The 19421-nt window shown below is 63.9% G+C and carries 23 protein-coding genes; 2 read left to right on the top strand and 21 right to left on the bottom strand.

The window, feature by feature from the left end:
* Window positions 1-5: 5 nt before the first annotated feature.
* From ispG to ndk, 5 genes are all read right to left on the bottom strand, one after another.
* Window positions 6-1268: a flavodoxin-dependent (E)-4-hydroxy-3-methylbut-2-enyl-diphosphate synthase gene (ispG, locus tag BM269_RS26280; RefSeq protein ID WP_090444584.1), complete on the bottom strand. Its 1263-nt coding sequence runs from the start codon at window positions 1266-1268 to the stop codon at window positions 6-8.
* 15 nt (window positions 1269-1283) lie between these two features.
* Window positions 1284-2438, bottom strand: a complete 1155-nt coding sequence (locus BM269_RS30080; RefSeq protein ID WP_090444581.1) for a RodZ domain-containing protein — start codon at window positions 2436-2438, stop codon at window positions 1284-1286.
* Window positions 2439-2451: 13 nt separating this feature from the next.
* Window positions 2452-3267, bottom strand: coding sequence for a type IV pilus biogenesis/stability protein PilW (pilW, locus tag BM269_RS26270; RefSeq protein ID WP_090444578.1), 816 nt, complete (start codon window positions 3265-3267; stop codon window positions 2452-2454).
* The gene (rlmN, locus tag BM269_RS26265; protein WP_090444574.1) at window positions 3267-4439 is read right to left on the bottom strand and encodes a dual-specificity RNA methyltransferase RlmN; all 1173 of its coding nucleotides are present in this window, start codon (window positions 4437-4439) and stop codon (window positions 3267-3269) included. Before rlmN ends, pilW begins: the two co-directional genes overlap by 1 nt.
* Window positions 4440-4527: 88 nt before the next feature.
* Window positions 4528-4953: a nucleoside-diphosphate kinase gene (gene ndk / locus BM269_RS26260; RefSeq protein WP_090444571.1), complete on the bottom strand. Its 426-nt coding sequence runs from the start codon at window positions 4951-4953 to the stop codon at window positions 4528-4530.
* Between the two features lie 214 nt (window positions 4954-5167).
* Here ndk and BM269_RS26255 point away from each other — a divergent pair, with 214 nt between their 5' ends.
* Window positions 5168-5851, top strand: a complete 684-nt coding sequence (locus BM269_RS26255) for a Bax inhibitor-1/YccA family protein (RefSeq protein WP_090444568.1) — start codon at window positions 5168-5170, stop codon at window positions 5849-5851.
* 70 nt (window positions 5852-5921) lie between these two features.
* Here the strand turns inward: BM269_RS26255 and rlmD are convergent, their stop codons facing one another.
* From rlmD to BM269_RS26220, 7 genes are all read right to left on the bottom strand, one after another.
* Window positions 5922-7262, bottom strand: coding sequence for a 23S rRNA (uracil(1939)-C(5))-methyltransferase RlmD (gene rlmD / locus BM269_RS26250; protein ID WP_090444565.1), 1341 nt, complete (start codon window positions 7260-7262; stop codon window positions 5922-5924).
* Between the two features lie 66 nt (window positions 7263-7328).
* Window positions 7329-8342 (bottom strand): RNA polymerase sigma factor RpoS, encoded by a 1014-nt coding sequence (rpoS, locus tag BM269_RS26245; RefSeq protein WP_090444559.1) that lies wholly within the window; start codon window positions 8340-8342, stop codon window positions 7329-7331.
* A 10-nt stretch (window positions 8343-8352) separates the two neighbouring features.
* Window positions 8353-9246 (bottom strand): peptidoglycan DD-metalloendopeptidase family protein, encoded by an 894-nt coding sequence (locus BM269_RS26240; RefSeq protein WP_090444556.1) that lies wholly within the window; start codon window positions 9244-9246, stop codon window positions 8353-8355.
* Between the two features lie 16 nt (window positions 9247-9262).
* Window positions 9263-10147: a protein-L-isoaspartate(D-aspartate) O-methyltransferase gene (locus BM269_RS26235; RefSeq protein ID WP_090444552.1), complete on the bottom strand. Its 885-nt coding sequence runs from the start codon at window positions 10145-10147 to the stop codon at window positions 9263-9265.
* Entirely contained in the window at window positions 10144-10881 is a 738-nt protein-coding gene (gene surE / locus BM269_RS26230; protein WP_090444548.1) for a 5'/3'-nucleotidase SurE, read from the bottom strand. Before surE ends, BM269_RS26235 begins: the two co-directional genes overlap by 4 nt.
* A gap of 54 nt (window positions 10882-10935) precedes the next feature.
* A complete protein-coding gene (locus tag BM269_RS26225) occupies window positions 10936-11988 on the bottom strand; it encodes a KGGVGR-motif variant AAA ATPase (RefSeq protein ID WP_139232880.1) in 1053 nt (350 codons plus the stop codon).
* A gap of 20 nt (window positions 11989-12008) precedes the next feature.
* Window positions 12009-12614 carry a toll/interleukin-1 receptor domain-containing protein gene (locus BM269_RS26220; protein ID WP_090444542.1) on the bottom strand — a complete coding sequence of 202 codons (606 nt, stop codon included), beginning with the start codon at window positions 12612-12614 and terminating at the stop codon, window positions 12009-12011.
* Between the two features lie 120 nt (window positions 12615-12734).
* Between BM269_RS26220 and BM269_RS26215 the strand changes: the two genes are divergently transcribed.
* On the top strand, window positions 12735-13709 hold the full coding sequence (locus BM269_RS26215; protein WP_090444539.1) for an NADPH:quinone oxidoreductase family protein: 975 nt from the start codon (window positions 12735-12737) through the stop codon (window positions 13707-13709).
* Here the strand turns inward: BM269_RS26215 and BM269_RS26210 are convergent.
* Genes BM269_RS26210 through BM269_RS26170 form a run of 9 tightly spaced genes read right to left on the bottom strand, consistent with a single transcriptional unit; the run spans window position 13699 to window position 19330 of the window.
* The gene (locus tag BM269_RS26210) at window positions 13699-14103 is read right to left on the bottom strand and encodes a hypothetical protein (RefSeq protein WP_090444536.1); all 405 of its coding nucleotides are present in this window, start codon (window positions 14101-14103) and stop codon (window positions 13699-13701) included. The genes BM269_RS26215 and BM269_RS26210 overlap by 11 nt on opposite strands.
* A gap of 12 nt (window positions 14104-14115) precedes the next feature.
* Window positions 14116-14856, bottom strand: coding sequence for a DUF899 domain-containing protein (locus BM269_RS26205; RefSeq protein ID WP_090444533.1), 741 nt, complete (start codon window positions 14854-14856; stop codon window positions 14116-14118).
* Window positions 14853-15506, bottom strand: coding sequence for a Vgb family protein (locus BM269_RS26200; RefSeq protein ID WP_090444530.1), 654 nt, complete (start codon window positions 15504-15506; stop codon window positions 14853-14855). The genes BM269_RS26205 and BM269_RS26200 overlap by 4 nt, the downstream gene beginning before the upstream one ends.
* A gap of 48 nt (window positions 15507-15554) precedes the next feature.
* Complete coding sequence (locus BM269_RS26195) at window positions 15555-16766, bottom strand: helix-turn-helix domain-containing protein (RefSeq protein WP_090444527.1); 1212 nt, start codon at window positions 16764-16766, stop codon at window positions 15555-15557.
* 6 nt (window positions 16767-16772) lie between these two features.
* Window positions 16773-17243 carry a hypothetical protein gene (locus BM269_RS26190; RefSeq protein WP_170860488.1) on the bottom strand — a complete coding sequence of 157 codons (471 nt, stop codon included), beginning with the start codon at window positions 17241-17243 and terminating at the stop codon, window positions 16773-16775.
* Window positions 17240-17602 carry a GFA family protein gene (locus BM269_RS26185; RefSeq protein ID WP_090444524.1) on the bottom strand — a complete coding sequence of 121 codons (363 nt, stop codon included), beginning with the start codon at window positions 17600-17602 and terminating at the stop codon, window positions 17240-17242. The genes BM269_RS26190 and BM269_RS26185 overlap by 4 nt, the downstream gene beginning before the upstream one ends.
* A complete protein-coding gene (locus BM269_RS26180; protein ID WP_090444521.1) occupies window positions 17599-18288 on the bottom strand; it encodes a DUF6683 family protein in 690 nt (229 codons plus the stop codon). Before BM269_RS26180 ends, BM269_RS26185 begins: the two co-directional genes overlap by 4 nt.
* Window positions 18285-18668 (bottom strand): hypothetical protein, encoded by a 384-nt coding sequence (locus BM269_RS26175; protein WP_090444518.1) that lies wholly within the window; start codon window positions 18666-18668, stop codon window positions 18285-18287. Before BM269_RS26175 ends, BM269_RS26180 begins: the two co-directional genes overlap by 4 nt.
* Window positions 18665-19330, bottom strand: a complete 666-nt coding sequence (locus BM269_RS26170; protein WP_090444515.1) for a DUF6683 family protein — start codon at window positions 19328-19330, stop codon at window positions 18665-18667. The genes BM269_RS26175 and BM269_RS26170 overlap by 4 nt, the downstream gene beginning before the upstream one ends.
* Window positions 19331-19421 lie beyond the last annotated feature (91 nt).

Here is a 19421-nt window from a genome sequence, read left to right as displayed (position 1 = left end):
ATTCTTTAAGCTGCCTTGCTATAGTTTTTCTGTACGTAGTCGAGCACGATCGCCTGGAACTCGCTGACGATGTTATCGCCGCGCAGCGTCGCCACCTTCTGGCCGTCGACGAAAACCGGCGCGGCCGGCGATTCGCCGGTGCCCGGCAGGCTGATGCCGATGTTCGCATGCTTCGATTCGCCCGGGCCGTTGACGATGCAGCCCATCACGGCCACGTTCATCGCCTCCACGCCCGGGAAGGTCTTTTTCCATTCCGGCATCTGCTCGCGCAGGTAGCTCTGGATATCGTCCGCCAGTTCCTGGAACACGGTGGACGTGGTGCGGCCGCAGCCCGGGCAGGCAATCACCATCGGGGTGAATTTGCGCAGGCCCATGGTCTGCAGGATTTCCTGGCCCACCACCACTTCCTTGGTGCGGTCGCCGCCCGGCTCCGGGGTCAGCGAAATGCGGATGGTGTCGCCAATGCCTTCCTGCAGCAGCACCGACAGCGCCGCGGTCGAGGCCACGATGCCCTTGCTGCCCATGCCCGCCTCGGTCAGGCCCAGGTGCAACGGGTAGTCGCAGCGCTTGGACAGTGCGCGGTACACGGCGATCAGGTCCTGCACGCCGGACACCTTGCACGACAGGATGATCTTGTCGCGCGCCAGGCCCAGTTCTTCCGCACGCACCGCGTTTTCGATCGCGGAAGTGATCAGCGCTTCGTACATCACGGCTTGCGCGGTCCATGGATTGTCGCGGGCCGCGTTTTCGTCCATGATGCGCGCCAGCAGCGCCTGGTCCAGCGAGCCCCAGTTGACGCCGATGCGCACCGGCTTGTCGTACTTGGCCGCCACTTCGATCATCTGCGCGAACTGGGTGTCGCGCTTGGCGCCCTTGCCCACGTTGCCGGGGTTGATGCGGTACTTCGACAGCGCGGCGGCGCACTCCGGATACTCGGTCAGCAGCGTGTGGCCGTTGTAGTGGAAGTCGCCCACCAGCGGCACGTCGATGCCCATCTTGTCCAGCTGGTCGCGGATGTAAGGCACAGCGGCCGCCGATTCGGGACGGTCCACCGTCAGGCGCACCAGTTCGGAACCGGCGCGCGCCAGTTCCTTGATCTGGATCGCCGTCGCCACCGCGTCGGCGGTGTCGGTATTGGTCATCGACTGCACCACCACCGGCGCGTCGCCGCCGACCCAGATCTTGCGCTCGCCGTGCTGCACCAGCACGCGGCGGCTGGCACGGCGTGCCAGTGGTCCGGATGGGATCGGGTTGTTCGAAGAAGACATGCTTGGCTACTCTTATTACTTGATGTTCACGAGGGCATACGACTTGCCCGGACCTTGCGTCAGTTCCAGCTTGCCGCCGGCCAGGTTGGCGCTTACCGCGCCCGGCTTGCCGACGATCAGCACGTCATCCGCGCGCACATTGAAGGTTTGCGTGCTGCCGGCCCGCACTGTGCCACGGGTCACGTTAGGCTGGCCGACGCGGCGAATCTCGACCCACGAATCTTCCTTCACGGTCAGCACCAGCTTGCCGCCCGCGCTGCCTACCGCCGGCGCCGCGCCCGCCACCGTCGCCGGCATGGCCGGCGCGGTCGCTAGCGGCGCGCCGCCCGGCACAGGCGTTGCTGCCGGCGCCGGCGCAACGGCCGCCGGCTTGACCGGAATCAGGCCTGGCGAGGCCGGGGCGGTCGCTGCCGGCGCAGTGCCAACCACCGGCGCGGCACCCAGGGTTGGCGCCGCGCGGTTGACCGGCGCTGTGGCAGGTGCGGCAACGCCACCGGTGGTCGTGCTCATGCCGGCGGCCGCTGCCGGCACACCGACACCGGCAACCGCATCCGGCGCAGTATTGCTGCCTGGTTGCGGCGGTACCGAAATCAGCGGCACGTTCTGCGTCTGCATTGGCGCCTCGGCAGCCTGCCCGGCCGGCTGGGTCACCACCACCGGTGCAGGCGCTTCGGCCGGCGTAACAGGTGCGGCAAGGCCGCCACGGGTCGCTAGGGTCAGTGGCGACAGGATCCCCATCTGCCAGGCCGCAGCCAGGCCAATCAATGCCAGCACGCCAATCCCGGCCACGATCGCGCCCAGCGGCTTGCCATTATTGCGTTCGTTCAGCGAAGGGAAGCGCGACTGCTGGAACGAAGCCTGCACCCGGGTCGGACGCACGGTCGCGTCGGCGTGGCCGGCGGCCCCCTCCACTTCCACCATTGCCACCAGTGGCGCCGGATCGAGCCGCACCGCCTTCGCGTAAGCGCGGATGAAACCACGCGTCACCGCGCGGTTTGGCAATGCATCGAAATCACCCTGCTCGATAGCCGCCACCTGGCGCGGCGCCAGTTTCAATTGGTCTGCCACCTGCTCCACTGACAGGCCCATGGCCTCGCGTGCTGCTGCCAGTGCTGCCCCGGGCGTGGAAGCATGCTGCTGGCTGGTCGGCTTGTCCTGCTCAGAATCCATTGGTTCCCCGTTCTCACTCATCAAACGCCCCACGTTGATACGCTGCATACTCCGGCGACTGGGCGTGATGGCGCCGCAGTTGGGTCGCAAAGCTCTGCTCCAGACCCTCATCGCCCATTTTGTGCTGCACCTTGACCGCCAGCCACAGCACGTCGGCCGACAGGCCGTCCAGTTTCGCCACCTTGTGCAATTGCGCGATAAAGAAGCCGGCGCGCGGATAATCGCGCCGCGCATAGTACACCTTGGCCAAGCCGATATTCGTTTCCGGCACATCAGGCGCCAGTTTCAGGGCCGGCAACAGGTATTTTTCCGCCTGGTCGATGTCCTTGATCTTCAGCGCACAACTGCCCGCATTGTTCATGGCACTGGCCGGCGAACGGTAATTGCGGCTTGCCAGCGCCGTATCGAAATGCTTGAACGATTCCTTGATGCGATCGTTCTGGCACAGGAAGGACCCGTAATTATTGTTCAGGTCAGGATCGTTCGGCGCCATTTTCAGGGCCTGCAGGAAGTTGTCGTTGGCCAGTTCCTTCTCGCCCATGCGCATATAGATGATGGCGCGCAAGCTGTAGCCATTGGCTCCCTGCGGATCGGCTGAAATCGCCTTCTTCACCTCATCGAGCGCGATCGGGTAATTACCCTGCTCGAAATAACCGATCGCGAGCTGCATGCGGATCTCCGCGCGTTTTTGCGCGGCGGTCTGGTCGGAAACGGTTTTCAGGTCTTCTTTGCCACTGGGGCCAGTCACCGAGGTCACGCAGCCCGCCAATACACTGGCCAGCGCGACCGCGGCCAGGCACTTGAAGCGGCGCTGGGCGAAATCGGTCATCAGGAACGGATCTCCACAATCTTGCCGAAATCGGCGCCGTACTTCTTCTGGTATTCGGTCATCTTCTCCATCCTTTCAGCCACGCGGGTGCGATCTTTCACTTCCCCCGCCAACTGCCCGCAAGCTGCGTCGATATCATCGCCGCGCGTCTTACGGATGGTGGTTACGATGCCCGCATTCATCAGAATTTCAGCGAAGGCCTTGATGCGCGGGTTCTTGGAGCGCAGCAGGCCCGATTCCGGGAAGGGGTTGAAAGGAATCAGGTTGAACTTGCAATTGACACCGAACTGCGGATGGTTCACCAGCGCGATCAGCTCGCGCGCATGCTCATCCGTGTCGTTGTAGTTATCGAGCATGCAGTACTCGAATGTGATGAAGTCGCGCGGCGCGAACTCCAGGTAGCGCTTGCATGCCGCCAGCAGTTCCTTCAGCGGGTACTTCTTGTTGAGCGGGACCAGCTCGTCGCGCAGCTTGTCGTTGGAGGCGTGCAGCGATACCGCCAGCGCCACCGGCACGTCTTGCGACAGCTTGTCGATCATCGGCACCACGCCCGAGGTGGACAGGGTCACGCGGCGGCGCGACAGGCCGTAGGCGTTGTCGTCCAGCATCAGCTTGAGCGCGGTGGCGGTCGGTCCGTAATTCAGCAGCGGCTCGCCCATGCCCATCATCACCACGTTGGTGATCTGGCGCTCGCCTTTCGGGCCGGGTTCGATGCCTTTGGTTTGGCGCAGCGCGAATTCGGCCATCCACAACTGGCCAATGATTTCGCTCACGGTCAGGTTGCGGTTGAAGCCCTGTTTGCCGGTCGAGCAGAAACGGCAATTCACGGCGCAGCCGGCCTGAGTGGAAATGCACAGCGTGCCGCGGTTTTCCTCCGGGATGAACACGGTTTCCACGGCATTGCCATTACCCACGTCCACCAGCCATTTGCGGGTGCCGTCGGTCGAAGTATGGTCGCTGATGGCAGTCGGCGCCACGATGTGGGCGCGCGTCTTCAGCTTCTCGCGCAAGGACTTGGCGAGGTCGGTCATGCTGTCAAAGTCGGACGCACCGAACTGGTGGATCCAGCGCTGCAGCTGTTTGGCACGGAAAGGCTTCTCCCCCAGCTCGGCGCAGTAGGCGACTAGTTGCTCCGGATCGAAATCCAGCAGATTGGTGAGGGATGTTTCCATGCTTTTTTACTCAATTTCAAAAACGGCTTTGCCCCGGACCAAAGATCCGGGGCAAGGCGCAATACTACTTTACTACTTTTCCGTAAGCTTAACGGGAGTAGACGTTCAGTGCTGGGAAGTAGTAGGCGATTTCCACAGCAGCGGTTTCAGCGGCGTCGGAGCCGTGCACAGCGTTAGCGTCGATGGAGTCAGCGAAATCAGCGCGGATGGTGCCTTTTTCTGCCTTCTTCGGGTCGGTAGCGCCCATCAGGTCGCGGTTTTTCAGGATCGCGCCTTCGCCTTCCAGAACCTGGATCATCACAGGACCGGAAATCATGAAGTCCACCAGGTCCTTGAAGAAAGGACGCTCGCGGTGCACTGCGTAGAAGCCTTCGGCTTCAGCGCGCGACAGCTGGGTCATGCGGGCAGCGATCACTTTCAGGCCTGCGCCTTCGAAACGGCTGTAGATCTGGCCGATCACGTTTTTGGCTACTGCGTCAGGTTTGATGATCGACAGGGTGCGTTCGATTGCCATTATGAAAAACTCCAATAAAAAGAAAGGTTTAAAACAAGAAATTAGATTCTCGATCAACCCTAGATTTTAACATAGTTCACTCTCTATGCCTAAGGAAACACTCCGAAGGGGCGAGTAAGGGCTTCCCCTAAGCGTTTTTAAGTATTTCCTAAGCCAGAAAGTCCCCATCCGGTCGACGGCATGCTATGCTTTTTGGTAAAGGAGGCATTTAAATATGCAAAACGTACATCATTTTGGTAGCGGCGTCGCCACCGACAACGCACAGATTCGCAACCGCGTGCTGCGCAATACTTACTGGCTGCTGTCGCTGTCCATGATCCCGACCGTATTGGGCGCGATCATCGGCGTCATGTTCGCCATTCCGATTCCGCGTGGCTTCATGGGTTTCCTGCTGTTCATGGCAGTGGCGTTCGGCTTCATCTGGGGCATCCAGAAGAACAAGGATTCCGGCCTCGGCGTCGCGCTGCTGTTGGGCTTCACCTTCTTCATGGGCCTGTTGCTCACGCCCTTGCTGACCCGCACCCTGGGCTTTGCCAACGGCGGCACCCTGATCATGACCGCCTTCGGCGGCACGGCAGCCATCTTCATGGCGCTGGCCAGCTACGCGACCGTGACCAAGCGTGACTTCTCGATGATGGGCAAATGGCTGTTCGCCGGCGTCATCGTGGTGCTGCTGGCATCCGTGGCCAACATCTTCCTGGGCATGGGCGCGCTGGCCATCGCCATCTCGGTACTGGTCATCGCCATCTTCTCGGCCTACATCCTGTACGACGTGCAGCAGATCGTCAACGGCGGCGAGACCAACTACGTGTCCGCCACCCTGGCGCTGTACCTGGACGTGTACAACATCTTCAGCAGCCTGCTGAGCCTGCTGGGCCTGGCCGGCGACCGCGAATAAGCGCTACGCCACCCCATAAAAAAGCCGGCTTGCGCCGGCTTTTTTTTCGTCCTTGATGCGCCCTCTCGGATCAGGCCAGGTCGAACACCGCCATCGACTCCACGTGCGAGGTGTGCGGGAACATGTTCATCACGCCGGCTTGCGACATGCGGTAGCCGGCACGGTGCACCAGCACGCCGGCGTCGCGTGCCAGGGTCGAGGGCGAGCAGGACACGTAGACAATGCGCTTTGGCAGCAGGTCCGGATGGCTGTCCTTCAGCTCGGCCAGCGCCAGCGACAGGGCCATGGCGCCATCGCGCGGGGGGTCGATCAGCATGCGGTCGAACTTGCCCAGGGCAATCAGGTCATCCTTGGTGATTTCGAACAGGTTGCGGCACTGGAAAGTAGTGTGGCCGTCGACGCCGTTCACCTTGGCGTTGGACAGCGCGCGCTCGGTCAGCGCGGTCGAACCTTCGATGCCGACCACTTCGCGCGCCTGGGTTGCCAGCGGCAGCGTAAAGTTGCCGAGGCCGCAGAACAGGTCGGCCACGCGCTCGTCCTTCTGCACATCCAGCAGGCGCAACGCCTTGTGCACCAGCACCCGGTTGATGTGGTGATTCACCTGGGTGAAGTCGGTCGGCTTGAACGGCATCTTGATGCCGAATTCCGGCAGCGCGTAATACAGTTCCTTGCCGGCCGGGTAGAACGGATAGGCGGTGTCCGGGCCTTTCGGCTGCAGCCACCACTGGATCTGGTACTGGTCGGCGAAGGCCTTCAGCTTGTCTTCGTCGCCCTCGCCCAGCGGCACCATATTGCGCATCACCAGTACGGTATTGTCTTCGCCGACGGCCAGCTCGATCTGCGGCACCTTGTCGAAGATGGTCAGCGAATGGATCAGGGCGCGCAGCGGCATCATCATGTCCGAGACGTGCTGCGGCAGGATCTGGCAGCTCTGGATGTCGGCCACGAACACCGATTTCTTTTCATGGAAGCCGACCAGCACCGTGCCTTTCTTGGCCACGTAGCGCGCGGACAGGCGCGCACGGTAACGGTAGCCCCAGGTCGGGCCGTACATCGGGCGCATCATGGTGTCGGACTTGACCTTGGACAGGTGCCACAGGTTGTCTTCCAGTACGCGCTGCTTGATCGCCACCTGCGCCGACGCTTCCAGGTGCTGCATGGAGCAGCCGCCGCAGATCTCGAAGTGCTCGCACTTCGGCTTGACGCGCATCGACGATTCCTTGTGCAGCGCCGTCATGCGGCCCTGCTCCCAGTTCTTCTTCTTGCGCAGCAGTTCAAAGCTGACTTTTTCACCCGGCAGCGCGCCTTCGATGAAAACGACCTTGCCCGGCGAGCCGTCTTCGTTCTCGATGTGGCCAACGCCACGGGCATCCATGTCCAGGGATTTGATGTCGACGATAGTGTCTTGCATAGCGATTAAGGTTGCAGCCGGCGCGTTGCGCGCCCAAAGCCCGCTATGATAACAGACCGCGCTTCGCTATAGCAGCGAGTCGCGCACTACGCCGCGCGCCGCCATGGCGCGTTTCAGCTTGACCAGCGCCTCCTGCTGGATCTGGCGCACCCGCTCGCGCGTCACGCCCATTTCCTCGGCCAGGGTTTCCAGCGTGGCCGGATCATCGTTATCCAGCCCGAAACGGCGCATGATGACGATGCGCTGCTTGTCCGGCAGCTTGGTCAGCCAGTCGCGCACCAGCACCGTCATCTCGTGATGCTCGGCCCGCGCATCGGGCGAATCCTCGGAATCGCCCGGCAGCATGTCCATCAGCGAGGACTGCGGGTCGTTATCGAGCGGCGCATCGAGCGAGGTGGCGTGCTCGGACAGGGCCAGGATATCCTGCACCTCCTCCACCGGCCGCCCCACCAGGTCGGCGATATCCTCCGCCGTGGCATCCTTGCCATTGTGGTGCTGCGCTTCCAGGTGGTACTTCCCCCGCAGGATCTGGTTCAGTTCACGCACCATGTGCACCGGCAGGCGCACGGTGCGCGCCTGGTTCATGATGGCGCGCTCGATGCTCTGGCGTATCCACCAGGTGGCATAGGTGGAGAAGCGGAAGCCGCGCTCCGGCTCGAACTTGTCGATGGCGCGCATCAGGCCGATATTGCCCTCCTCTATCATATCGAGCAGGACCACGCCGCGGTTGATGTAATGCTTGGCGATCGAGACCACGAGGCGCAGGTTATGCTCGATCATGGTCTGGCGGGCGGAGAAATCGCCCTGCTTGGCCAGTGTCGCGAAATGCACCTCCTGCGGCGCCGTCAACAGGGGACGGGTGCCGATCTGGTTCAGGTAGTGCTGGGTGGTGTCGGTGGAGAGCTCCGCCGCCAGGACTTTTTTCAGCTCGTCGACGGTTTCGACGACAGCGCTGCTGCCCTCGACCGCAACCTCGCCGTCCGCTTCCATGGAATCGATGGCGACTTCATCGATCGGCTCGTCCGGGAATTCCTCAGGAATCGAGTCGTCTTCCAGTTGGTCATTCGGCGAGCGTGTCATGGGTGCTTATCTAGCGGTTAGGCAGGAATTTCGATGGATCCACCGGCTTGCCCTGCTGCCTTATTTCAAAGTGCAGCTTGACCGTGTCGGTATCGGAGTCCCCCATTTCAGCAATTGCCTGGCCCCTGCGCACTTCCTGCCCCTCCTTCACCAGGATGGAGCGGTTATGGGCATAGGCCGACAACAGGCTGTTACTGTGCTTCACAATGACGAGATTACCATATCCGCGGATGCCGCTACCGGCATACATCACTTTTCCTCGTTCGGCAGCCAACACTTGTTGCCCGGCGCGGCCGGCGATGTCGATGCCCTTGTTCTTGCCCTCGTCGAACTGGGCCACCACGCGGCCGTCGGAAGGCCAGGTCCACGACAGGTCGCGGTCTTCGGCGCTGACCGCCGCTGCCGGCGGCACGGCCGGTGCCGGTGTCGGCGCCAAGCCGGCAACCAGGGTCGGCTTGTCGGCGCGGTCGTCGGATTTCTGCAAATCGGCCACGGCGGAATCGGAATATGGACGCTTCTCCCCCTTGGGCGCCGACTTGCGCGGCGGCGGCGGGGTTTTCTCGATCTGCGGCGGGGTCGGCACAGCCGCCAGCTGCACGCCTTCCGGCTGCGTCAGGCGCAGCACCTGGTCGACCTTGATGTCGTCCGGGTTGGCCAGGTTGTTCCAGGCCGCCAGGTCGCGGTAATTCAGGCCGCGGTCAAAGGCGATGCGGATCAGGGTGTCGCCCTTGTGGACAGTGTAGTAGCCTTCCTTGTCTTTCGGCTCTTCCGGCGCCGGCTTCGACGGCGGGGCAACCAGCGGAATCGAGCGATCCTCGACCGGGGCCGGCTGCTTCACGGTTTCACAGGCGGTCAGCACGACCACCGAGGCGGCCATCAGGAAAAGGGAATATTTCTTCGTCATTCTATTAATCTGTGTGTTAAACGGTGCCAGGGCGCAGCGGCACAAAATGGCAGTCTTCCAGCGTCTGGCGCACCCATTCGTTCTTGCTGACACGGGTCACCAGTTCGAGATGCTGGGTGCGAGCCCCGACCGGGGCGACCAGGCGGCCGCCGATATTCAGTTGATCCAGCAAGGCCTGCGGCACTTCCAGGCCGGCGGCGGCAAGGATGATGCCATCGAAAGGCGCCGCCTGCGGCAAGCCTAGCATACCATCTCCGTAGTGCAAACGCAGGTTCGGCACCCGCAGCGGGCGCAAGTTGGACTTGGCCAGTTCGTGCAGGGGCTTGATGCGCTCGATCGAATACACTTCTTTCGCCACGCAGGCCAGCACTGCCGCCTGGTAGCCGCAGCCGGTGCCGATTTCCAGCACGCGCTGCAAATCCTGCCCGGCGCGCATCACTTCGATCATGCGCGCCACGATATAAGGCTGGGAAATGGTCTGGTGGTGGCCGATCGGCAGCGACGCATCGATATAGGCCTGCGGCGCCAGGCCTTCATCCATGAACATATGGCGCGGCACGGTGTCGAGCGCGCCCAGCACCACCGGGTCGCCGACGCCCTGCTTCGCCACCCGCTGCACCATGGCGCGGCGCACGCCGTCCGACACCAGGGCATTCTGGCGCGGCGCAGCCATGGGACCAAGCTGCACCTGGGCGCGCTCCTGGGCATAGGAATGGGCGCGTGAAGGCGATGCCACCGGTTGCGGCGGGCGCCAGCCGCCCGGGCTGGCAGCAGCGCTGCGGGCGGCGTTCTGGGTTGCGGTTTGTGGCGTGGCCACGGTGTTGTAGACCGGCTTTTTCGCCGGGCTCTTGTCGGTAACGGATGACAGGGGCAGCGGGAAAGTGCGGGTCTTTTCGCTCATGCGATGGCCTTTGCCAGGGAATCGAGTTGTTGGCGATGGGTCAGGTCGATCTGCAACGGCGTCAGCGACACGCGGCCATTGGCGACGGCATGGAAGTCGGTGCCTTCGCCGGCGTCCTTGCAGGCGCCGGGCGGGCCGATCCAGTAGATTTCGCGGCCGCGCGGGTCGAGCGCCTTGACCACGGGTTCGGCCTGGTGGCGGCGGCCCAGGCGGGTCGGCGTCAGCGGTCCCAGTTGCTCATACGGCAGGTTCGGGATATTCACGTTCAGCAGGTAAGGCCGCTCCAGCAGCTCCAGGTAGCGCTGCACCAGGTCGCGCGCCACGCGGGCGGCGGCATCCACATTGGCCCAGCCGTAGGAACCCTGCGAGAAGGCCATGGCCGGCACGCCAAACAGATAGCCCTCGGTGGCGGCTGCCACGGTGCCCGAGTACAGGGTGTCGTCGCCCATATTCGGGCCGTTGTTAATGCCTGACACCACCAGGTCCGGCACATGGTCCAGCAGCCCGGTCAGCGCGACGTGGACGCAATCGGTCGGCGTACCATTGACAAAATAGAAACCATTGGCCGCCTGGTGCACCGACAAGGGCCGGTCCAGCGTGAGGGAATTGGAGGCCCCGGAGCGGTTGCTGTCCGGTGCCACAACCACGATATCGGCGATGGGCTGCAGGGCTTCCGCCAGCGCATTGATGCCGGGCGCCAGATAGCCGTCGTCGTTACTGATAAGGATTCTCATACAGGGAATTTTACCTGAAGCAACGACGGGCGCAGCCAGCCGGCCACCACAAATTTACATGACAGCGGGTAGCGGCCAGTATCCGGCGCGGTCCTGCGCCAGGGGCAGGCTGTGGTGGTGGTTCAGCGTCACCGGCCCGGCCGCAGGCAAGCGTTGCCAGGGACAGAGTCCAGCGCCAAACCATTGCATAAATGCATAGTAGCCTTGCTGCAGGGCCAGTGCCGGCAGCGGCTCGCCACTGGCCAGGCCGGCGCAGTGCGGCAATTGCACCGCATCGAAGTAGTCTTCCAGCGACAGCCAGGGCAAGCCGTAGGCCTGGCCCAACATGTCCTCGAACAGCGCCTGGTAGCCGCCCTCCCCGTCGGCACCGCGCCGCCAGAACGTGCATTGTCCCGCATCCGCGGCATCGATGCGCGACGGCAGCGGGTACACCAGCAACTGGCGCTGTTCGTCTTCATGGCAGCTGCGGTAAGCGGTGGCGCGCGCCACCAGGTCCTGCAAGCCGTCGAAGTTCTGCCGGTTCGGCGCAAACACCAGCACCAGCCGGGTCGGCAGCAGCGTGGTGCAGATGGCGGCACAATCGCCGCGCCCGCTGCGCGCATCGACCAGCACATCGCCGAAATAACGCGCCAGGCGCGCGGCAAAGGAGCGGAACAGCGCGGGGCAAGCGTCGAACAAGCCTTGCCAGTCCAGCATTGCCGCGCGTTCCGCATGGCTGCCATCGCACCGCCCAGCGCGCAGCAGCCAGAGTGGCCGGTCATCGCATGCCCTGACCAGGTACTGTTCCCAGCGGACCGCGCTGAGCACCGCGTCGGCCAGCGCCTGATCGCTGGCGTAGCGGCCGGCGCGTTCCAGCAGCTGCTCGCGGCATTCCTCGAACAGGTCCAGCACGCCCGGGGCCTGCGCCGCGCCGGGAAAATAGTAATGCAGGCCCGGGGCCTCCAGGTCCCAGTCGATCAGCAGCACCGGCGCCGTGCGGCGGCATGCCAGTATGTGCCCAAGGTTGGCCAGTGCCATGGTGCGGCCTACGCCGCCTTTATAGGAATAGAAGGTGGTGACTTCGCCGGCTGAGGGCAGCTCCGGCAGGTGCAGGCGTAGGTGTTCCATGGCGCTCTTTCGGTGGATACTCAGCGTGGGAAGTGCGGTGCTGCCGGCGGGCGCCATTCCGGCGGCACCGGCGGCAGCGCGAACTGCCTGCAATCGTGCTCGGGCGGGATGCTCGCCTTCAGGCAGTGGTAGTGCATCGTGATGCGATCGACGATGCGCCGGATGTCGGGCAGGAAATCGGGGTTGGTCTTCAAGTCCCCGGTTGCCAGCGTGTAGCGCGAAAAATCGACATACATGCCAGGCTCGCTGATCTGGCGCGGCAGGTTCAGAGGATGGCGGGTCATGATCACAGGGATGATCAGGTGGCTGGGAAGCTCGTACCAGCCGCTGCGCTCGGCCTCGATCATCTGCATGGCGGCGAACTCGCGCCGGGTGTATGGGTGGGCCTCGTACTTGGGCGTGTAGATCACGATCATCGTCGCGCTCTGGCACATCGCCAGGGCCAGGCGGTGGTCGATATCGTCGCCGCCACCCAGTTGCTCGCTATCGACAAAAAGTTCGGTCTCGTTGTCGAAATGGGGCTCCAGATAGCACTTCAGGGCATCGACCAGGTCGTCCTTGAAGTGGCTCATATATGCGTGCTGGCCATGCGCGTAACTGAAAAAGCAGCCGTACCGGATACTCATGGCAATCGCCTCCCCTGCCAAGCCAATGTATCCCCCTCCCGCACGGTAAACTTTGTGCCCGCGCAAAATGTTCTCGGGCATAATCGCACGATCGTTCCAGAAAAAAATCAGGGAGACCAAATGAAGGCTATCGTTTGCAAGGAATGGGGCTTGCCCGACACGCTGGTGCTGGAAGAAGTACCCGACCCGCAGCCCGGCCCGGGCCAGGTGGTGCTGCAGGTAAAGGCCGCCGCCGTCAACTTCCCCGATGTGCTGATCATCCAGGGCAAGTACCAGTACAAGCCCTCCCTGCCCTTCACGCCGGGCAATGAAGTCTCGGGCGTGGTGCTGTCGGTGGGCGAAGGGGTGCAGGGCTTCAAGCCGGGCGACAAGGCGATTGCCTTCTCCGCGCACGGCGGCTTTGCCGAACAACTGCTGGTGCCGGCCGCTTCGCTGATGCCGATGCCGCCGGGGATGGACTTCGATACCGCCGCCGCGATTAGCCTGACCTATGGAACCTCGCACCATGCGGTGGCGGATCGCGCCCAGTTGAAAGCCGGCGAGACCATGCTGGTGCTGGGCGCCGCCGGCGGCGTCGGCCTGGCCGCGATCGAAATCGGCAAGGCGCTCGGCGCGCGCGTGATTGCCGCCGCCTCCAGCGAAGAAAAGCTGGCCGTCTGCAAGGAGCATGGCGCCGACGTCCTGGTCAACTATGCCAGCACCGACCTGCGCGAAGCAATCAAGGCCGCCACCGACGGCAAGGGGCCGGACGTGATCTATGACCCGGTCGGCGGCGAATACGCCGAACCGGCCTTCCGCTCGATCGGCTGGCGCGGGCGCTACCTGGTGGTGGGTTTCGCCAACGGCGAAATCCCGAAGCTGCCCCTGAACCTCACGCTGCTCAAAGGCGCCTCGTTGATGGGCGTGTTCTGGGGCGAATTCGTCAAGCGCGAGCCGAAAGCCAACCTGGCCGGCATGATGCAGCTGCTAGGCTGGCTGGCCGAAGGCAAGATCCGTCCTCATATCTCGGCCCGTTATACGCTGTCCGACACGCCGCATGCGCTGCAAGCCATGGCCGCGCGCAAGGTCACCGGCAAGGTGATCATCAAGCCTTGAACCACTGCACCAAGCGGGCGGCAAGGTAAATAACCGCGCCGTTCGCGGCAAGCATCGCCACCAGGTGCAGGCCCAGCGCGGCCACGGCCTGCGACAGCAGCCCCGTGGCGCCGGAGCCGCAGATCGTAATCAAGGCCGGCATCAGCACGAAGCCGGCGCCGTGCGTGGTCGACGTGATGAAAGTCCACAGCGCCATGCCGGCCTGCCCGGCCAGCGCGTGGCCCTTACTGAAGCGGCAGGCCAGCGCAGCGACCAGCAGCACGCCTGCGCCCCACTGCAGCGCGGCACGGTCCAGCGGCAGCCTGAAGGCCAGCGCCGCCGCCACCACCGCCATCGACGCCAGGTGGCCGCAGGCGATCGCCGCCACGGCCCGCCAGGGCCGCAAGCTCGACATGGCGTCCCCGCATCAGGCGTGGGCGGATCCGCAGCACGACGCGGCCGGCTGCGCGTAACGGTCGTGATGCCTGACCCACGCCATGGTGTAGGGCAAGCCCTCTTCGTGGCGTCCCAGTGGCGTGAGATCGAGGAAGCGATAGGTGTGCATCATCACTTCCACGCCGCGGCCGAAGGTCGAATAGGTGTGGTAGACCACCCCCGCATCATCCTTGTAAAACACGCTGACGCCGGGCGCGTCTTCGTGCGGAAAGCCTTGCCCGGCATAGTTGTAGTAAACCTCGCCGCCGGCCATGTCTTCCGGCGCGAAGCTGACGTGAAAGTCGTAATTGAAATCGCTTTCCCCCGACGACACCCATTTGAACTGCCAGCCCATCTCCTTGCGCATGCGCTCCAGGCTGGCCAGCGGTGCACGCGACACCACCACCAGGCTTACGTCGCGCTGGGCCAGGTGCGCCAGCGCGCCGTCCGTATGGTCGGCCATGTAGGAACAGTGCGCGCAGCCGCGCTCCTGGCCAGGAGCGAACATGAAGTGCTGCACCACGAGCTGGCTGCGTCCTTCGAACAGGTCGGACAGCGACCGCTTGCCCTGCGGCGTATCGAACACATACTGCTTGTCCACGCGCACCCAAGGCAAGGCGCGCCGGGCGCTGGCCAACTGGTCCTGCTGGCGCATCAACTCCTTCTCGCGCACCAGCAATTGCTTGCGCTGCGCCACCCATTGCTCTTGATTGACGACCGTATGCATGTTCATTCTCCTTGCGGGCGGCGCACTGCGCGCACCTTGCCGCTGTTTTCGCCGCCGGCATAGAACAAGCCTGCGCCATCGGATTCCAGACCGCTGACGAACACGCCGGGCGGCATTTCCAGCAGTTCCAGCACAGCGCCGCTGTGCGGATCGACGTGGCGGATATCGCTTTGGTCGCCCTCCCAGGTGCCATGCCACAGCTCGCCATCCACCCAGGTCACGCCGGTGACGAAGCGGTTCGACTCGATGGTGCGCAATACGGCGCCCGTCTCGGGATTGATCTGGTGGATCTTGCGATCGCGGTACTGCCCTACCCACAAGCTGCCTTCCGCCCAGGCCAGGCCCGAGTCGCCGCCCTTGCCGGGCGCGGGGATCGACGACACCACTGTGCCGCTGGCCGGGTCGATCTTGTTGATCCGTTCCGCGGCGATTTGGTACAGGAACTTGCCATCGAACGCCGTGCCGGCGTCGGCAGCCAGTTCCAGCGTGCGTGCCGGCTTGCCGTTTTCCGGATCAAAGCCGACCAGGCGGGCGCCGGTGGCAGCCCACACCAGATGGCCGTCGTAAGTAACGCCGCCGACTTTGCTAACGCCGTCGAACGGGCCGTATTCGCGCAGGATTTCAGCCTTGCGCACCTTGTGTGAATTTCGGGTCATTGCATTGCTCCTTATGAGGCGCGCCTTGATCTGCGCCGCAAGTGAACTTTATTCCAACGGCAGTGACGCAGGGAGTAACAAGATTGTCGTGAATCCGGCCAGCGGCGGCGCCAGCCAGCGCCGCGTGCGGGCATTGCCGATCGAGCGCACCTGCCCGGCCGCTTCGAGATCAGCCAGCGCGCGCTGGACAGTGCGCTGGCTGGCATCGAGCGCCAGCGCCAGCGCGGAAGTCGACCAGGCAGCGCCGTCGGACAACAACGCCAGCAGCGATGCCTGCGCGCCATCGATGGGCGGCTCCAGCACGGCCACCGCGCGGCCAGCCAGCGGCCGGATCGCAAAGCCGAGCGGCGTGGCTTCGACACCGGCCAGTCCTTTCAGCAACGCGCGCAGGCGGCCGATCTCGACCCGCAGCCGGGCGCGGTGGGTCTGGTCGGGGCGACGGGTGTTGAAGGCGTGCTCGATCAGCAGGTCACGCTCGGCGTCGCCGGGCCAGGCCTCGGCCAGGCTGCGGGCCAGCGCGAACAATACCGGCCTGCGCGCCAACGGGCGCCAAGTGGCGCCGCCGCCCAGGCCGCGTCGACAGGCATCCAGCACCAGCGTGTCGGAAGCCAGCAGCAACACCACCTCATCGAGCGACATGTCGCCGCCGCCATGCCGTCGCGCGGCGGGGCGCTGCAACGCGGCGTTGGCGTCCATCACTTCGGTCATCAGTTCCGGCACGCCCGAACGCGCGGCCGCCGCACCTGCATGCGCGAGTGCCGCCCGGGCCGCTGCAGGGCGCAACGAACGCATTGCCAATTCGGCTGCTGCCAACTGCGCCACCGCCGCCAACGCCGGTGTCAGGGCACGTATATCGAGTCGCGACAATTCCGCCGCGGCAGCTTCGAGGCAGCCCAACAGGAGAGCTCTCCGGGCCGCGATCAGGCGCGCCTGCAACGCATTGCCGTAATCGCCATGCCGTTCCAGCACCGCCAGCGCGCTTGCCAGCACGCGCGGCGGGCCGGCGAAATCGCGCATGGCCAGCGCCACTTCGGCTTCGGCCACCACACAACGGGCGCGCGCCAGTTCTTCGTGCGCGCCGAAGCCACGGCCGGCGCGGCGCAGCAGGTCTCGCGCCTTGGGGTAGTCGCCCAAGCGCGCCATGGCAATGCCGCGCAGGGCCAGTGCCGGCGGATCGTCGCGCAGGGCCACATGCTTCAGGGCTCCCAGCACATCGCCGCTGGCAAGCGAACGGGCCGACGCGGTGATCAGGGAATCCATCGAGACTCAGCCAGCCTTGAGTGCGCGGGACACCGCGGCGCGCAACAGGATGCGCGAATAGAGCTGATGGAAGCCAAGCAACGCGCGGAACACGCCGCCCTGGCGCGAGCGCACCACGGCCGAACCAAAGTACAAGCGCGTACCCTGCCCTGCCGGCGACACCATCAGCCAGGAGCGCGTACTACCGGCGAAATCGCACATCAGCAATTGGCCGGGTGCCCGCTCTTCCACCGACCACGCCGCAAACTGCTGGCGCTGGCCATGCGCCAGCTCGCGCGCCTCCGCGTCGCGCGAAGGACGCGCAACGAACAGCGCCAGCAACAGGCGCTCGAGCTTGAATACCGCGGTGGTATAGAACGCCTCGACAAAGGCTGCATGCGCCACCTGGCGCGGCACGTCGATGGCGAAGCAATCGGTGTATGCGCCCTGCTCACGGTAACGCTGCAACAAGGCGTCTTGCGGCAGGTCGGCGATCATAGATAGGTCCAGGTATCGGCGCCATCGAACTTGCGCCGCTCCAGCGGGGTCACCGCTTGCGGCGCGAAGTTGGCCATATTGACACCCATGCGGCCGTCGCCATTGGGTTGCAGCGACTTCCAGTGCGTGACGCAGCCGCAAGAGCGGCAGCGCACCGTGCGCAGCGATTTATCGCCCCAGACATAATCCTCGGTACCTGCGGGATCGCCCTCGATGCGCACAGCGTCTTCAGGGTAGAGGGCCCACAGCGCCCGCGTGCGGCGGCAGATCGAGCAGTTGCAGTCGATCAGATAGGCCGGTGCAGCCGGCACCTCGATCGTGATGGCGCCGCAGTGGCAGGAACCGTTAAGAGTGGTCATTTGACAAGCATAACACCTCGCTCATCGATCTGCAGGTGCTCGGGATCGGTCCCCAAGACCAGCTTCAGGTTCTCGCGTGCGCTGTTGCGCAGGTTGGCCGCCACCTGCTCCGGCTGTGCCTTTTGCTGCTGCGACTTGTACGCCAGCGCCATGAAGGCGCCCACCATCGCACTTTTCTCGTACAGGTTGCGGATCGTTCCTGCGCTTTGTTTCTCGGCCAGCCGGCGCGTGCCGCCGCCCTCGCGCAACTGCTCGGCCACTGCCGCGAACTCCTCGTCCGGCACATCGCGATTGGCGAATACCATGTAATTGCCGACGATGAAGGCCGCCATCGCACCATCCAGGTCGTCGCGCTGCCAGCCCATTTTGGCGGCGATCTGCTGGTAGATATCCATGCTATGCTGAAAAGCCTGGGTCATCGCAGCCTGGCTCGATGCTGGAAATACCCTGGCCAGTTCCTGCGCATTGCGCTGCACCGCCGGCGGTGCATCCAGGCGCGCAGGCTTGCTGCGCGAGCGGGCGCCGGTATTCATCGCATTGTTGTTCATCACCGCCATATTGGCGAAGTTGATCATCGGCGCCGTCGTCATCGAATAATCAAGTCCCAGGCCTACATAACCTTGTGCTCGGGCCACCGATGCCGTAAGCAACGCTGCGCACAGCACGGCCTGCCGCAGGCGCCTCATGCGCTCATCATCTGGCTAGGCAGCAGGTCGGACATGTTCTCCGCCACGCTGCGCGCATTGAAGCAGCGGAAGCGGAACTCGCCGCCCTCCTCGAGTTCGACCACTACGATGCCGGTCAGGATGCCGAACTCGCGCCGCACCGCCCGCACCTCGCGCAAGGGAATATGCACCGGCTGCAGATCGTCGTGCACCGCCTTGTTCATGATGTTCGGCACCCAGTCCAGGGCGTCCGCCGACACGGCGACGATACCGCCCACCCACAATCCGCCAATGACGGCGCCGATGGCTTCCACATTGCGCCCGGCAGCCCCGCCGAGGCGGCGATTGACGACGGCATCCGTGATGAAGGCATTGCACAACTTCTTGATAAAGATCGTCATTGGAACCTCATGCCGTTTTTGTCGATGAAAAGGTTGGCCGGATCGCCCTTCAGCACCAGTTGCAGGTTTTCGCGTGCGGCGTTGCGCATGTTTTCATAGACGGCCGCAGGCTGCGCTTGCTGCTGGTGCGATTTGTAGGCCAGGGCCATGAAGGCGCCGATCATGGCGCTCTGCTCGAAGACGTCGCGCACCTTGTCCGCTTCGTTGCGGTCGTTGATGTTCTGGAGTTTGTTCTGTGCGCGGATTTGCCTGGCCACCGCATTGAAAGCCTCGTCCGGGACTTCGGTGTTTTTCAAGACCATGTAATTCCCGACCAGGAATGCCGCCAGGCCGCCTGCCATGTCGCGCGGCGTCCAGCCCATTTTCTTCTCGACCTGGAGGTAGACGTCCATGCTTTGCAGGTAGATCTTTTCCATCTCCATGCGCTTGTCCAGCGGGAAGTGCTGGGCAAGCTTATGCGCGTTGGCCTGCACGGCCGGCCTCGATTTGGGCAGGACCGGTGGCGCCTTCTTCGCATTGGTCGCCGACGGCACTGGAATGCGCAGGTCCGGCTGCGGCCAGACCACAACGTTATCGTAGCTCATGCCAAAGCCGCAGCATTGGCTGTGCGCGGCGGGCGCCAGCGCCATCGCCAGCGCGCCCAAGATCAACTTGCACTTCATCGCGTCACCTCGACTGTTGCATAAAACGTTGCCTGAGAATATACAATTTCAGACAATGCGCCAATTGAATCGAGGTGCGTGAAAGTCACTC

Origin of the sequence: Duganella sp. CF458 (genome assembly GCF_900113115.1) — a bacterium.
GTDB lineage: Bacteria > Pseudomonadota > Gammaproteobacteria > Burkholderiales > Burkholderiaceae_D > Rugamonas.
The sequence above is the reverse complement of the archived record's forward strand: the minus strand, read 5'-3'. Positions and strand labels throughout refer to the sequence as shown.

Coding starts and splice junctions, on each gene's coding strand:
- BM269_RS26220 (WP_090444542.1), bottom strand. CDS start 12,614: ATGAGTATCCGGTACGGCTGCTTTTTCAGTTACGCGCATGGCCAGCAC.
- BM269_RS26255 (WP_090444568.1), top strand. CDS start 5,168: ATGCAAAACGTACATCATTTTGGTAGCGGCGTCGCCACCGACAACGCA.
- BM269_RS26215 (WP_090444539.1), top strand. CDS start 12,735: ATGAAGGCTATCGTTTGCAAGGAATGGGGCTTGCCCGACACGCTGGTG.
- surE (WP_090444548.1), bottom strand. CDS start 10,881: ATGAGAATCCTTATCAGTAACGACGACGGCTATCTGGCGCCCGGCATC.
- BM269_RS26200 (WP_090444530.1), bottom strand. CDS start 15,506: ATGACCCGAAATTCACACAAGGTGCGCAAGGCTGAAATCCTGCGCGAA.
- pilW (WP_090444578.1), bottom strand. CDS start 3,267: ATGACCGATTTCGCCCAGCGCCGCTTCAAGTGCCTGGCCGCGGTCGCG.
- BM269_RS26195 (WP_090444527.1), bottom strand. CDS start 16,766: ATGGATTCCCTGATCACCGCGTCGGCCCGTTCGCTTGCCAGCGGCGAT.
- BM269_RS26185 (WP_090444524.1), bottom strand. CDS start 17,602: ATGACCACTCTTAACGGTTCCTGCCACTGCGGCGCCATCACGATCGAG.
- BM269_RS26170 (WP_090444515.1), bottom strand. CDS start 19,330: ATGAAGTGCAAGTTGATCTTGGGCGCGCTGGCGATGGCGCTGGCGCCC.
- ispG (WP_090444584.1), bottom strand. CDS start 1,268: ATGTCTTCTTCGAACAACCCGATCCCATCCGGACCACTGGCACGCCGT.
- BM269_RS26175 (WP_090444518.1), bottom strand. CDS start 18,668: ATGACGATCTTTATCAAGAAGTTGTGCAATGCCTTCATCACGGATGCC.
- BM269_RS26180 (WP_090444521.1), bottom strand. CDS start 18,288: ATGAGGCGCCTGCGGCAGGCCGTGCTGTGCGCAGCGTTGCTTACGGCA.
- BM269_RS26235 (WP_090444552.1), bottom strand. CDS start 10,147: ATGAGCGAAAAGACCCGCACTTTCCCGCTGCCCCTGTCATCCGTTACC.
- BM269_RS26190 (WP_170860488.1), bottom strand. CDS start 17,243: ATGATCGCCGACCTGCCGCAAGACGCCTTGTTGCAGCGTTACCGTGAG.
- BM269_RS26225 (WP_139232880.1), bottom strand. CDS start 11,988: ATGGAACACCTACGCCTGCACCTGCCGGAGCTGCCCTCAGCCGGCGAA.
- rpoS (WP_090444559.1), bottom strand. CDS start 8,342: ATGACACGCTCGCCGAATGACCAACTGGAAGACGACTCGATTCCTGAG.
- ndk (WP_090444571.1), bottom strand. CDS start 4,953: ATGGCAATCGAACGCACCCTGTCGATCATCAAACCTGACGCAGTAGCC.
- BM269_RS30080 (WP_090444581.1), bottom strand. CDS start 2,438: ATGGATTCTGAGCAGGACAAGCCGACCAGCCAGCAGCATGCTTCCACG.
- rlmD (WP_090444565.1), bottom strand. CDS start 7,262: ATGCAAGACACTATCGTCGACATCAAATCCCTGGACATGGATGCCCGT.
- BM269_RS26205 (WP_090444533.1), bottom strand. CDS start 14,856: ATGAACATGCATACGGTCGTCAATCAAGAGCAATGGGTGGCGCAGCGC.
- BM269_RS26240 (WP_090444556.1), bottom strand. CDS start 9,246: ATGACGAAGAAATATTCCCTTTTCCTGATGGCCGCCTCGGTGGTCGTG.
- rlmN (WP_090444574.1), bottom strand. CDS start 4,439: ATGGAAACATCCCTCACCAATCTGCTGGATTTCGATCCGGAGCAACTA.
- BM269_RS26210 (WP_090444536.1), bottom strand. CDS start 14,103: ATGTCGAGCTTGCGGCCCTGGCGGGCCGTGGCGGCGATCGCCTGCGGC.